This window comes from Streptomyces sp. R35, assembly GCF_041053035.1.
GTDB classification, from domain to species: domain Bacteria; phylum Actinomycetota; class Actinomycetes; order Streptomycetales; family Streptomycetaceae; genus Streptomyces; species Streptomyces lutosisoli.
The window spans coordinates 7,618,314-7,630,455 of sequence record NZ_CP163440.1; the positions used below are offsets into that span (position 1 = coordinate 7,618,314).

The following is a 12,142-nucleotide window of genomic DNA, read 5'->3' on the forward strand; positions in this document are numbered from 1 at the left end:
GGGGGTCGAGGCTCTAGTCGTCCAGGCCCGCGCACAACCGGCGCAGAACCTTTCCGCACCTCTGGGCGTAGGCGTGCTGGAGTCCTCGGGTCGCCGGTCCGGCCGCGCGGGAGTACCACTTCGCCGCGCGGCTGAAGGCGGTGATCGTCAGCCAGACGGTGCCGTCGCCGGTGCGGTCGACGACGAAGGCTTCCTCGCCGCACTCCGGATGGCCGGAAAGCGTCCCGTAGGCCCAGGCCGTGCGGCGGGGTTCCTCGGCCGTCCAGACCACGCGGCAGGGCGCCTTGATCGGACCGAGGCCGACCGTGACGTCGACGCCGGGGGCCGCCTTGTCCGCGTCGCAGGTGATGCCGACGCCCATGGCTCGGTGCAGTTCCCAGGTCATGAGGGCGTCGGAGGCACGCCGGAAGACGGCCTCACCCTCGCCGATCCGGGCGCGCACATGCAGTCGATGGAAGCCCGGCGGGCAGCGGTCCTCGCGGGTCGCGCCCACGTCCTCGTACGTGTAGGGCATGGAGGACAGCGTAGGGCGGTACCCGGAGTTGCCCTCTCTCCGGGTACCGCCCCGTTCGACTACGCCGGAACTAGCTGACGTTCACCGCGGACCACGCCGCCGCGACCGCCGCGTACTCCGTGCTGCTGGAGCCGTACAGGGCCGACGCCGCGGAGAGCGTGCCCGTGCGGGCGGCCTTGTAGTTCGTCGACGACGTGAAGTAGGTCGTCAGCGCCTTGTACCAGATCTGCAGGGCCTTGTCGCGGCCGATGCCGGTGACCGTGGAGCCGTTGGACGTCGGGGAGTTGTAGCTGACCCCGTTGATCGTCTTGGCGCCGCTGCCCTCCGAGAGGAGGTAGAAGAAGTGGTTGGCGACACCCGACGAGTAGTGCACGTCGAGGTTGCCGACGCTGGAGGACCAGGAGTCGGCGGAGCCGCCGTCCTTGCTGGGCTTGTCCATGTAGCGCAGCGGGGTGCCGTCGCCGTTGATGTCGATCTTCTCGCCGATGAGGTAGTCACCGGGGTCCGAGGCGTTCGCCGCGTAGAACTCGACGCCGGTGCCGAAGATGTCGGAGGTCGCCTCGTTCAGACCGCCGGACTCACCGCTGTAGTCCAGGCCCGCGGTGTTGGAGGTGACGCCGTGGCTCATCTCGTGGCCGGCCACGTCCAGCGAGGTCAGCGGGTGGGTGTTGCTCTCGCCGTCGCCGTACGTCATGCAGAAGCAGCTGTCGTCCCAGAACGCGTTGACGTACGCGTTGCCGTAGTGGACGCGGGAGTAGGCCGCGACGCCGTTGTTCTTGATGCCGCTGCGGCCGAAGGTGTTCTTGTAGAAGTCCCAGGTCTCCTGGGCGCCGTACGCGGCGTCGACGGCCGCGGTCTGGTCGGTGGTGGAGCTGGAGGCCGCACCGGTGCCCCACGTGTCGTCCGCGTCGGTGAACAGCGTGCCCGCGGACGAGGTGCTGGTGTGCTTCTTGTTGTACGTCTTGTGGCTGCCGCGGGTTCCGTCGGTCAGCTGGTACGTCGAGCCCGACAGGGTGGTGTTGAGGCTCACCGTGCCCGAGTAGAGGCTCTTGCCGGTGCCGGTCTCGATGCCCTGGCGCTCGAAGAGCTTCTTGCCGGTCGCGGCGTCGGTGATGACGTGCAGCTGGCTCGGGGTGCCGTCGTCCTGGAGACCGCCGACGACCGTCTCGTAGGCGAGGACCGGCTTGCCGTCCGCGGCCCAGATCACCTTGCGGGAGCTGTCCGCGGCGGTCTTCTCGGAGCCGGCGGCCTTGGCGGCCGTCAGAGCCTGCTTCTCCGCCTTGTTGGCGGCGATGGCGGGCTTCAGGGACGCGACCTTGATGGTGGCCTTCGTCGCCTTGGTGACACCGGTGGTCTTGCCGGCCTTGGTCTCGTGGACGACGAGGTCGCCGCCGAGGACCGGAAGGCCGTTGTACGTGCGCTCGTAACGCGTGTGGACCGTGCCGTCGGCGTCCTTGATGACGTCCTTGACTACCAGCTTCTCCTTGGCGCCGAGGCCTATCTTCTTGGCGGTGTCCGTGGAGGCGGCCTGGGCCTTCTGGATGAGGGTGGTGCGCGCGGTGGGGGAGAGCAGCACCTGGGCGCCGGCGAGCGTGGTCTTGCCCGCCGGGGTCGCTTCGGTCTGGGCGGAAGCACCGGTGGTCATACCGGTGGCGAGCAGGGCTCCGGCCGCGACAGCGGTGGCGATGGCCAGAGTGGTGCGCTTGTGACGCGCGTAGAGGGGGGTCACGCAAGCTCCTTATGTGGGGGCGACCGGACGGCGTGGGGTAGCCGAACGGAAGGTTGTGAAGTTGCGGTGCGGGTGAGCCGTGCGGTGTGAAGAGTGCCATCAGGGGCGCGTACATGTCAGGAGCCCATAAAGACCTTGGCCGAAAATCGACCATCGGGTGAACAGTGGGGGGTGCGCGCGCGGAGTCGATCTTCGTCAAAGGTAGGTCAACGCAAACCCCTGACCGGGCAAAGAGGGCGCCGCCCCGGGGAGTTGAACCTCCGGGACGGCGCCCTGTCTTCGTGCGACCTTCCGATGCGGTTTACGGGAAGGTCAGTTTCCAGCTGTTGATGTAGCCGGTGTCCTGTGCCGCCTTGTCCTGGACCCTCAACTTCCAGGTACCGTTGGCGACTTCGGAGGACGCGTCGACCGTGTAGGTCGTCTGGACGTTGTCTGCCGAGTCGGAGGAGCTGAAGGCCTTCAGGTTGTACACCGAGCCGTCCGGGGCCACCAGATCGACGACGAGGTCACCGCGCCAGGTGTGGATGATGTCCACGGCGACCGCGAGGTTCGACGGCGCGTTGCCGGTGCGGCCGCTGACCGTGATCGACGACGTGACGGCCGCTCCGTTGTCCGGAATCGATACGTCGGTCGTGTTCTCGAACGACGTACCGCCACCGCCGCCGCCGGGGCGCGAACCGACGTTCACGGCGGCCCACGCGTTCTGCACGGCCGTGTACTCGGCGCTCGTGGTGCCGTACAGCTCACCCGCCGCCGCGAGCGTGCCGGTGCGGGCCGCCGCGTAGTTGGTGGTCGAGGTGAACTTGGTGGTGAGCGCCCGGTACCAGATCTGCAGCGCCTTGTCGCGGCCGATGCCGGTGACCGGAAGGCCGTCCGAGGTCGGCGAGTTGTAGCTGACGCCGTTGATGACCTTGGCGCCGCTGCCCTCGCTCAGCAGATAGAAGAAGTGGTTGGCGACACCCGACGAGTAGTGCACGTCGAGGTTGCCGACACCCGAGTACCAGGAGTCCGCCGAGCCGCCGTCCTTGCTGGGCTTGTCCATGTAGCGCAGCGGGGTGCCGTCGCCGTTGATGTCGATCTTCTCGCCGATGAGGTAGTCGCCCACGTCGGTGGAGTTCGCCGCGTAGAACTCGACGCCGGTGCCGAAGATGTCGGAGGTCGCCTCGTTGAGGCCGCCGGACTCACCCGAGTAGTTGAGGCCGGCGGTGTTCGCCGTGACACCGTGGCTCATCTCGTGGCCCGCGACGTCCAGCGAGGTCAGCGGGTCGGCGTTGCCGGACCCGTCGCCGTACGTCATGCAGAAGCAGCTGTCGTCCCAGAACGCGTTGACGTACGCGTTGCCGTAGTGGACGCGCGAGTACGCTCCCACGCCGTTGTTCTTGATGCCGCTGCGGCCGAAGGTGTTCTTGTAGAAGTCCCAGGTCTCGGCGGCGCCGTAGTGCGCGTCGGCGCCGGCGGTCGCGGCGTTCGACGTGGTGCTGTTGCCCCAGGTGTCGTTCGTCTGCGAGAACAGCGTGCCGGTGCCGGACGTCCCGTGGTTCAGGTTGTACGTCTTGTGGGCGCCGCGCGCGCTGTCGTTCAGCGTGAAGGTGGAGCCCGACTGCGTGGTCGTCAGGGTCACCTGGCCGCTGTACTGGGTGTTGCCGATACCGGTCTTGATGCCCTGCCACTCGAAGAGCTTCTTGCCGGTGGCCGCGTCGGTGATGACGTGCAGCTGGTTCGGGGTGCCGTCGTCCTGGAGACCGCCGACGACCGTCTCGTACGCCAGCACCGGCTTGCCGCTGCCCGCCCAGATCACCTTGCGGGGCGCGCGGTCCGCGTCGGTCTGCTTCGAACCGGCGGCCTTGGCGGCGGACAGGGCCTGCTTCTCCGCCTTGGCGGCGGCGATGGAAGGCTTGAGCGAGGAGACCTTGATGGTGGCCTTCGTCGCCTTGTAGACGTGCCCGGTCTTGCCGGACTTGGCGGTGTCGACCACCAGGTCGCCGCCGAGGACCGGGAGTCCGCCGTACGTCCGCTCGTAGCGGGTGTGGACGGTGCCGTCGTGGTCCTTGATGACATCGCGGGCCACCAGGCTCTCCTTGGCCCCGAGGCCCAGGTCCTTGGCGGTGGTCGCCTTGGCGGCGTTGGCGTCGCGTATCAGCTCGGCGCGCTGCGAGGGCGTGAGCTTCAGGGCGACCGCGCCCGGGTTGACCTTGCCCGCCCGAGGTGCCTTCTCCGAGGCGGCGCTCGCGGCGCCCGACTGGACGGCCGCGGTCAACAGGGCGGCGACGCCGACGAGGGCGACGCCCGCGATACGGCGCTGGGTGATGTGGGAGGTGCGTCTGTGGGGAGAACTGCTACTCAACACTGACTCCTTCTGCGTGGCCGCGGGTCGCGCGGCCAGGGGAGACCGGACGATGGGTGACCCGTCCGGGCAGAACAGGGCGGTACGCGGAACCAGGTGCATGGGGTCGTACGGCACGGCACAGCGGTAAGGCTGTGGGGTTGCTGTGAACTTGCCGTGGGAAGAGTGGCAGCAGATTGCGCTGTCTGTCAGGAGCGCATCAAGAAGTTGGCCGGAAATCGTCCGTTGTCCGGTTGGTCATGTTCGTTATACGAACTCTTCAACTACCGGCCAGAAACGGGCCGTTGAGGGTGAGGACAAATTTGCTCGGGCGACATGCCCCCGGAACCGACCCGCAATAGATCCGGCACGATCCTGCCGTGCACACCGGCGGTCCGCCGGACCGCCGCTCCCACGAGGGGAGTTGACGGCGCAGTGATCCCCTATCCCAACTGGCTGGATGCCGGCGACAACGCCTGGCAGCTCGTCGCGGCCACCCTGGTCGGCCTGATGAGCATCCCCGGTATCGCGATCCTCTACGGCGGTCTGGTCCAGCGCAAGTGGGTCGTGAACACCATGTTCATGGCCTTCACCGGCTTCTCGCTGGTGCTCGTCGGCTGGGTGCTCTGGGAGTTCAAGATGGGGTTCGGCGAACCCCTGAACTCCGACTGGCCCGGCATCCTCGGCGCGTTTGTGGGCCGCCCGGGCACCATCGTCGGCTCGGCGAGCGAACAGGCGCAGGCGTACATCCCGCTCGTCAACGGCAATGACCTGATGCCGAGCTTCCACTTCCCGCAGTCCACGCTCGCGTATTTCCACTTCGCCTTCGCGGCCATCACCCCACTGCTCTTCATGGGCAGCGTGGTCGGCCGGATGAACATCCGCGCGTGGCTGCTCTTCGTCCCCCTCTGGTCGACCCTGGTCTACACGGTCAACGCCTTCCTGCTGTGGGGCGGCGGCTGGTGGGCGGCCAAGGGCGCGCTCGACTACTCCGGCGGGTACGTCATCCATCTCGCCGCCGGCACCTCGGGGTTCGTGGCGGCCGCGGTCATCGGCCCCCGCCTGGCCCGCGACCGCGCGCACGGCGTCCCCAACAACCTCCCCATGGTCGCCGTCGGCGCGGGCATCCTGTGGCTCGGCTGGAACGGGTTCAACGGCGGCGACATGTACTTCGGCGGCCACAACGCCGCGGCCGCCGTCCTCAACACCAACCTCTGCACGGCGGTCGCGCTGCTGACCTGGGTGGTGTGGGACATGTTCGCGGGCCCGCAGCGCAAACCGACCTTCCTGGGCTCGGTCAACGGCATGATCGTGGGCCTGGTGGCGATCACCCCGGCGGCCGGATTCGTCACCGGCATCGGCGCGATCTACATCGGCATCATCGCGTCGTCCCTGGTGTGGCTGGCCTGGAACTACCTGTCCAAGGTGCCGCCGTTCAACAAGGTCGACGACGCGCTCGGCGTCGTCTACACCCACGGCATCGCGGGCCTCGCGGGCGGCATGCTCGTCGGGATCTTCGCCGACCCGGCGATGGCGGTCTACCTCAACAAGGACGGCTCCACCGCCTGGTCAACCAGCGGCTGGCTGTACGGCAACCTGGACCAGCTGTGGAAGCAGGCGGGCGCCGCGGGCACGGTCATCGTCTACGACGCCGTGATGACCTTCCTCATCCTGCGCGCGATTGGCCTGTTCGTGAAGTTGCGCGCCCCGGACGAGGTCCTGGAGGGCGGGGACCTCGCGGTGCACGACGAGGAGGCGTACCCGGCGGAGACGGCGGTGACGGGACTGGCTCCGGAGCCGGTCGCCGCCGCCGCGGTGACGCAGAAGGCCCCGGAGAAGGAACCGGCGGGCGATACGGACTCCGGCTGACTGATGGGGAGTTGAGGGCCCGTGAAGCTTGTCACCGCGGTCCTCCCTCCGCATCGGGTGCCTGACGTGATGCGGGCGCTCCAGTCCTTCGGGGTGCGCGGGGTGACCGTGACCGAAGTCCAGGGGTACACGCCGAAGAGGGTCCGTGTGGAGATCTATCGCGGCGCCGAATACCGGGTGGACCTCAGCCCTCGGCTCCGGCTCGATGTCCTCACACTGGACTTCGATGCCGCAGACCTTGTCCGTGTCATCCGTGCGGCGGGGGCCCGCGGTACGGGCGGAGGGGTTGTGTGGGTGACGCCGGTGGAGGAGGTGGTGCGCATTCGGACGCGGGAGCGGGGGCCGGACGCGGTGTGAGCGGTTACACCGTGATGACGACCTTCGCCCGGGTGTGCTCGATCTCCATGTACCGGATGGCGTCGGGTATCTCGCTCAGTGAGCCGTACGTCCGGTCGATGACCGGGGCGAGCTTGCCGGACTCGGCGAGTTCCCGCAGGGCCGCCAGGTTCTCCCCGGTCGGCTGGGCGAAGAACGTGAGGACCCGCTGTCCGACGAAGCGGGACAGCGCCTGGCCCTTGAGGGTGAGGCTCATCGGGCCGAAGAGGCTGCCGCCCTCGGACACGCCGCCGCCGGACAGTACGAGCGTGCCCGTGGGTGTCAGCGCGCGGCGCAGGTCGCTCAGTGAGCGATTGGCCACCAGGTCGAACACGACGTCGTACCGCGGGCCTTCGCGTGTGAAGTCCTCCTCGGCGTAGTCGATGACCCGGTCCGCGCCGAGCGAGCGGACCAGCTCCGCGTTCCTCGCGCTGCACACCGCGGTCACCTCCGCGCCGTACGACTTGGCGATCTGCACGGTGAGGGTGCCGACTCCTCCGGACGCGCCGTTGACCAGGAGGCGCTGCCCCGACGCCAGCCGCCCCACGTCGCGCAGCCCGATCAGGGCCGTGTTCCCGGCCAGTGGCAGCGCGGCCGCCTGCTCGAACGTCAGGCCGGCCGGCTTCGCCGACACCGCCGCCTCGGGCGCGCACACGTACTCGGCGAACGCCCCGTCGGCCTCGCCGAACACCTCGTCCCCGGGACGCAGTTGCCGCACGTCCGGGCCGACCGCTTCCACCCGCCCCGCGAAGTCCCGGCCCCGGATCCGCACCTTCGGCCGGACCGCGCCGAACGACAGCCGCGCCAGATATGGATCGCCCCGCATGAGGTGCCAGTCGTAGGCGTTGACCGACACCGCGTGCACCCGCACCAGTACCTCGCTGCCGACGGGCTCCGGCTTGTCGAACTCCCGCACCTCCAGCACGTCCGGAGAGCCGTACCGGTCCTGGGCGATCGCCTTCATCGGGTCTCCGTAACACATGCATTCGGGGCGGAAGCGGCGGGAGAGACCGACCGGTCCCAGCGGGCCGCCACTCCTCACGACGGTAATCGCGAGACCCGCTCACGGGAATCGGGGACAAGCCCTAGGGGCACCGCACGGGACTCTCCCCACACCCCCAGGGGGCGCCGAAACCGCTCAGCCCAGACCCAGTTCACGGCGCCAGCGCCACGCCAGCGTCAGACACGCCCGGCCCGCCGGCAGGGTTCCGGCGTGTTCGGCGTAACCGAGCACGTTGTCGGCGGTGAAGAGGATGCCCCGGTAGCCCTCCTGGGCCCGGGTGCCGACCACGAGGACGCCTTCCTCGTTGCGCTCGCCCATGCTCGCGAAGATTTCGTCCTCGGTGTACTCGCGCATCGTGTTGTGTCACAGGTCGAGGTCGGACCGCCACACGGGCAGTACGTCGGCGTGCGGCTGGAACTCCCCGGGCGGAGCGACGTGCGTGGTGTCCATGGCCGCGGCGACCTTGCCGGCCTCGCGCCGGTGCATGAAGAAGTACGCGTCGTCCTCCTCGGCCCGGACCGTCAGCGTGCTCACCCCCGGGAGCGCGGCTCTCCTGTCCAGCGCGAAAGGACTGCCGAGGCCCCGTCTGATCGGGCCCTGGAACGGCCCGGCCCCGCCCTTCAGCCGGCGCAGTGCCTCCTCGTAGGCAAGCGGCTCGGTGGTGTCCAGGCCGTCGAAGTAGCGGCCGAGCGCGAAAGTGAGGCCGAGCCCGCCCTCGGGGTGGTCAGCCGGTGCGGAGGCCACGTCGAGCAGGCGGTAGGACGGGCCGTTGAACCAGACGCCCGGCCGGTCGAAGGCTTCGATCGCGGCCGAGTAGGTCTCCGTGCGCCCGGGTCAGCCGCCCGAAGGCCGGCGCTCCCCGTGCCACGAATGCCACAGCGCCGCATACGCCCCCTCCGCCGCCACCAGCTCGTCGTGCGTGCCGAGTTCGGTCAGCCGGCCGTCCTCCATCACGGCCACCCGGTCGGCGTCGTGCGCGGTGTGCAGGCGGTGGGCGATGGCGATGACGGTGCGGCCTTCGAGTACGGCCGCCAGCGCGCGCTCCGTATGGCGGGCGGTCGTCGGATCCAGGAGTGCGGTGGCCTCGTCGAGGATCAGGGTGTGCGGATCGGCCAGGACCACCCGGGCCAGCGCGAGTTGCTGGGCCCGGGAACCGTCCACGGGGAAGCCTTCCGGGCCCAGTGCGGTGTCCAGGCCGTCCGGCAGCTCCTCGGCCAGGTCGTCGGCGCCGACCGCCGCGAGCGCCGCCCACAACTGGGCGTCCGTGGCGGCCGGTTCGGCGATCAGCAGATTGTCGCGGACCGTGCCCAGGAACACGTGGTGCTCCTGGGTGACCAGGACCACCTGCCGGCGCAGCTGCTCGGGGTCGAGCGCGACGATCGGCACCCGCCCGACCGTCACCGAGCCGGCGCCCGGTGCGTCGACGCCCGCCAGCAGCCTGCTCAGGGTGGTCTTCCCGGCGCCGGACGGGCCGACCACGGCCAGCCGCTCCCCGGGCCGCACGGTCAGGTCGACCCCGCGCAGCACCTCGCCCCCGCGGTCGTAGGAGTAGCGCACACCCCTCACGTCGATGCGGTCGTCCACCGGAGTGGGGGAGCCCGACGGAACGGCCTTCGGCGCCCGGCCGAGGCCCTCCACGCGGGCGAAGGAGGCGCTGCTGCTCTGGAGTTGCTCGACCTGGTTCAGGATCTGGTCGAGCGGCTCACCGAGCTGGCGCATGTACAGGGCCGCGGAGACCACGACACCCAGACTCATCGCACCCCGCGCGTGCAGGGCGCCGCCCACCAGCAGCACGCCGACCACGGGAAGGACGTACGAGATCTCCACGGCCGGGAAGAACACGCTGCGCAGGAACAGGGTCCACATCCGCTTCTGGCGGGAGGTCTCCAGGGCGTCCCGGCTCGCGGCGGTCCGGCGCTCCCGCAGCCCGAACGCCTCGATCGTGCGGGCGCCGGACGCGGTGGCCGCGAGGATCTCGGCGACCTCCGACGTGGCGGCGCCCTCGGCGAGATAGCCGGTGCGGGCCCGGCGCAGATACCAGCGCAGGGCGAACCGGATGCCGACCAGGCCGAGCACTCCGCAGCCGCCGAGCAGCGGGTCGATGACGAAGACCGCGCCGAGGATGAACAGCGCCTGGGCCGAGGAGATGAGCAGCTCGGGTCCCGCGTCGCGCAGAGTGTTGCCCACGACGGTGACGTCGGCGGTGCCGCGCGCGGTCAGATCGCCCGTGCCCGCCCGCTCCACGACCGAGGCCGGCAGCGTCAGCGCCCGCTCCACGAACTCCTCACGCACCCGCGCCAGCGTCCGCTCCCCGAAGCGGTGCCCCACATAACGGGCCCACCGCGCCAGCAGCAGCTGCGCCAGCGAGCACACCAGGATGACCAGCGCCAGCCGGTCCACGACGGCCACACCGCCCCCGGCCCGTACGTCGTCGATGATCCGCCCGAGCAGCCAGGGGCCGACCAGACCGGCCGCGGCGGCCAGCGCGTTGAGGCCGAGCACGGCGGCGAAGGCCCGCCCGTCCGCCCGGATCAGCCGCACCGCCGCCCGCCGTACCTCGGCGGGCTCGGCGACCGGCAGCTGCGCGCTCATCGGACGACCTCCTCGGAGTCCACGTCGCGGGCCACCAGCGCCCGGTATCCCGGCTCCCCGTCGAGGAGTTCGCGATGGCTGCCGCTCGCGGCGACCTTGCCGTCGACCAGGAAGTACACGGTGTCCGCCCGGTCCAGAAGGAGCGGCGAGGTGCTGGTGACGAGGGTCGTGCGGCCGGAGCGCGCCTCGCGCAGCCGGGCCGCCACGGCCGCCTCGGTGTGCGCGTCGAGCGCCGAGGTGGGCTCGACCGCGAGCAGCACCTCGGGGTCGGCGAGGAGCGCCCGCACCAGACGTACCCGCTGCCGCTGACCGCCGGAGAGACTGCGGCCCTGCGCGTCGACGGCCGAGTCGAGCCCGTCCGGCAGGCCGAGGACGATGTCGTCCGCCACGGCCGCGTGCACCGCCCGGGTGATGGCTTCGTCGTCGTGGTCCCGGCGTCCCGAGACCAGGTCGCGCAAGGGGCCCGCGAACAGGTCGGCCTCGTTGTCCGCGACCAGGATCCGCTCGCGCACTTGCGCCAGGGCGATCGCGTCGAGCCGTACGCCACCCCAGGTCACCGCCGACTCCGCGTACCTGCCGAGGCGGTCGACGACGGCCTCGGACTCCGCGGGACGGCCACCGGCCAGCGCGGTCAGCCGCCCCGGCACCACCCGGACACCCGAGTCCGGATCGTGCAGCACCGCCGGGGACGAGGGCGCGTCCAGCGCGTCGGCGCGATCGGCGGCGGGCTTCAGGGACAGGAACCGTGCAACGCGCCGGGCGGCGACCACGCCCCGGTTGAGCTGGTAGCCGCATTCGATGAAGAAGGCCACCGGCATCACGAGGACCGCGACATAGCCGTACACGGACACCAACTCGCCGACGGTGATGTCCCCTCGGGCGGCCAGCCGGGCCGCGAGCCAGGTCACGACGGCGAGGAACAGGCTCGGCAGCCCCACGCCCAGCGCCTGGATCCAGCTGGTCACCGCCCCGACCCGGTACCCCTGTTCCCGCAGCTCCTGTGAGTCACGCCGGAAGGCGTCGGCGAACAGCCCTTTGCCGCCCAGCCCGTTGAGGACGCGCAGGCCGCCCGCGAGGTCGGCGATCCGGGCCGTCAGCACGCCCTGCCGCTCGCGGTAACCCGTCTCGGTGCCCTGCAACCGTCCCATCAACGGGCCGACGAGTACGGCGATCAGCGGCACTCCGAGCAGGATCACCACGGACAGCTGGAGCGAGACCGACAGCAGCAGCGCGGCCACCACGGCGTAGGTGAAGAGTGCGGCGACGCCGGGGCCGACGGCGGTCAGCGACGTACTGATCGTCTGCACGTCACCGACCCCGATGGTGACGACTTCCCCGGCCCCGGCCTGCCGCGACAGCGCGGCACCCAGCCGGACCGACTGCTCGACCACGACCTTGACCGTACGGAAGTTGGCGTCCATCCGCAGCTTGGTCATGGTGCGGTGCCGCACCACGCCCAGCCAGGCGTTGAACACCCCGATGCCCAGCACGGCGGCGGTCCAGCCGGCCAGCGCGGTCTGGTCGCCCGGCTCCAGACCGTCGTCGATCGCACGGGACAGCAGATACGGCGGCAGCGCCGTGAGCGCCATCCAGACGCTGGCGATCAGCGCCCCGGCGACGGACCGGCCCGCCTGCCGCGTGACCAGCCACCACAGATACCGCCAGCCGCCACGACAGTCCGGCGTCCCCGGATCCTCGTACGCGTCGATCATCCGCCCCCCTCTCGCCTCTGTCCGC

General features: G+C 70.4%; 10 protein-coding genes. 2 read left to right on the plus strand and 8 right to left on the minus strand.

Annotation, left to right across the window (positions count from 1 at the left end):
- Positions 1-13: 13 nt before the first annotated feature.
- From AB5J50_RS34600 to AB5J50_RS34610, 3 genes are all read right to left on the minus strand, one after another.
- Positions 14-514 carry a DUF1990 family protein gene (locus AB5J50_RS34600; protein ID WP_369262338.1) on the minus strand — a complete coding sequence of 167 codons (501 nt, stop codon included), beginning with the start codon at positions 512-514 and terminating at the stop codon, positions 14-16.
- Between the two features lie 70 nt (positions 515-584).
- On the minus strand, positions 585-2,243 hold the full coding sequence (locus tag AB5J50_RS34605) for a M4 family metallopeptidase (protein ID WP_369262340.1): 1,659 nt from the start codon (positions 2,241-2,243) through the stop codon (positions 585-587).
- A gap of 301 nt (positions 2,244-2,544) precedes the next feature.
- On the minus strand, positions 2,545-4,587 hold the full coding sequence (locus tag AB5J50_RS34610; RefSeq protein WP_369262342.1) for a M4 family metallopeptidase: 2,043 nt from the start codon (positions 4,585-4,587) through the stop codon (positions 2,545-2,547).
- Between the two features lie 414 nt (positions 4,588-5,001).
- Here AB5J50_RS34610 and AB5J50_RS34615 point away from each other — a divergent pair, with 414 nt between their 5' ends.
- On the plus strand, positions 5,002-6,435 hold the full coding sequence (locus tag AB5J50_RS34615; RefSeq protein WP_369262343.1) for an ammonium transporter: 1,434 nt from the start codon (positions 5,002-5,004) through the stop codon (positions 6,433-6,435).
- 21 nt (positions 6,436-6,456) lie between these two features.
- A complete protein-coding gene (locus AB5J50_RS34620) occupies positions 6,457-6,792 on the plus strand; it encodes a P-II family nitrogen regulator (RefSeq protein ID WP_327431852.1) in 336 nt (111 codons plus the stop codon).
- Between the two features lie 4 nt (positions 6,793-6,796).
- Here the strand turns inward: AB5J50_RS34620 and AB5J50_RS34625 are convergent, their stop codons facing one another.
- The 5 genes from AB5J50_RS34625 to AB5J50_RS34645 form a co-directional block, all read right to left on the minus strand.
- Positions 6,797-7,774, minus strand: coding sequence for an NAD(P)-dependent alcohol dehydrogenase (locus tag AB5J50_RS34625; RefSeq protein WP_369262344.1), 978 nt, complete (start codon positions 7,772-7,774; stop codon positions 6,797-6,799).
- 174 nt (positions 7,775-7,948) lie between these two features.
- Complete coding sequence (locus tag AB5J50_RS34630; RefSeq protein WP_369262346.1) at positions 7,949-8,167, minus strand: hypothetical protein; 219 nt, start codon at positions 8,165-8,167, stop codon at positions 7,949-7,951.
- Positions 8,168-8,176: 9 nt separating this feature from the next.
- Complete coding sequence (locus tag AB5J50_RS34635) at positions 8,177-8,557, minus strand: hypothetical protein (RefSeq protein WP_369262347.1); 381 nt, start codon at positions 8,555-8,557, stop codon at positions 8,177-8,179.
- A 90-nt stretch (positions 8,558-8,647) separates the two neighbouring features.
- Positions 8,648-10,405 carry an ABC transporter ATP-binding protein gene (locus tag AB5J50_RS34640; RefSeq protein ID WP_369262349.1) on the minus strand — a complete coding sequence of 586 codons (1,758 nt, stop codon included), beginning with the start codon at positions 10,403-10,405 and terminating at the stop codon, positions 8,648-8,650.
- The gene (locus tag AB5J50_RS34645; protein WP_369262351.1) at positions 10,402-12,117 is read right to left on the minus strand and encodes an ABC transporter ATP-binding protein; all 1,716 of its coding nucleotides are present in this window, start codon (positions 12,115-12,117) and stop codon (positions 10,402-10,404) included. Before AB5J50_RS34645 ends, AB5J50_RS34640 begins: the two co-directional genes overlap by 4 nt.
- Positions 12,118-12,142: the final 25 nt, after the last annotated feature.

Bases quoted from the DNA above. Each gene is read 5' to 3' on its own strand.
- AB5J50_RS34625 (WP_369262344.1), bottom strand. From the start codon at position 7,774: ATGAAGGCGATCGCCCAGGACCGGTACGGCTCTCCGGACGTGCTGGAG.
- AB5J50_RS34600 (WP_369262338.1), bottom strand. From the start codon at position 514: ATGCCCTACACGTACGAGGACGTGGGCGCGACCCGCGAGGACCGCTGC.
- AB5J50_RS34645 (WP_369262351.1), bottom strand. From the start codon at position 12,117: ATGATCGACGCGTACGAGGATCCGGGGACGCCGGACTGTCGTGGCGGC.
- AB5J50_RS34630 (WP_369262346.1), bottom strand. From the start codon at position 8,167: ATGCGCGAGTACACCGAGGACGAAATCTTCGCGAGCATGGGCGAGCGC.
- AB5J50_RS34640 (WP_369262349.1), bottom strand. From the start codon at position 10,405: ATGAGCGCGCAGCTGCCGGTCGCCGAGCCCGCCGAGGTACGGCGGGCG.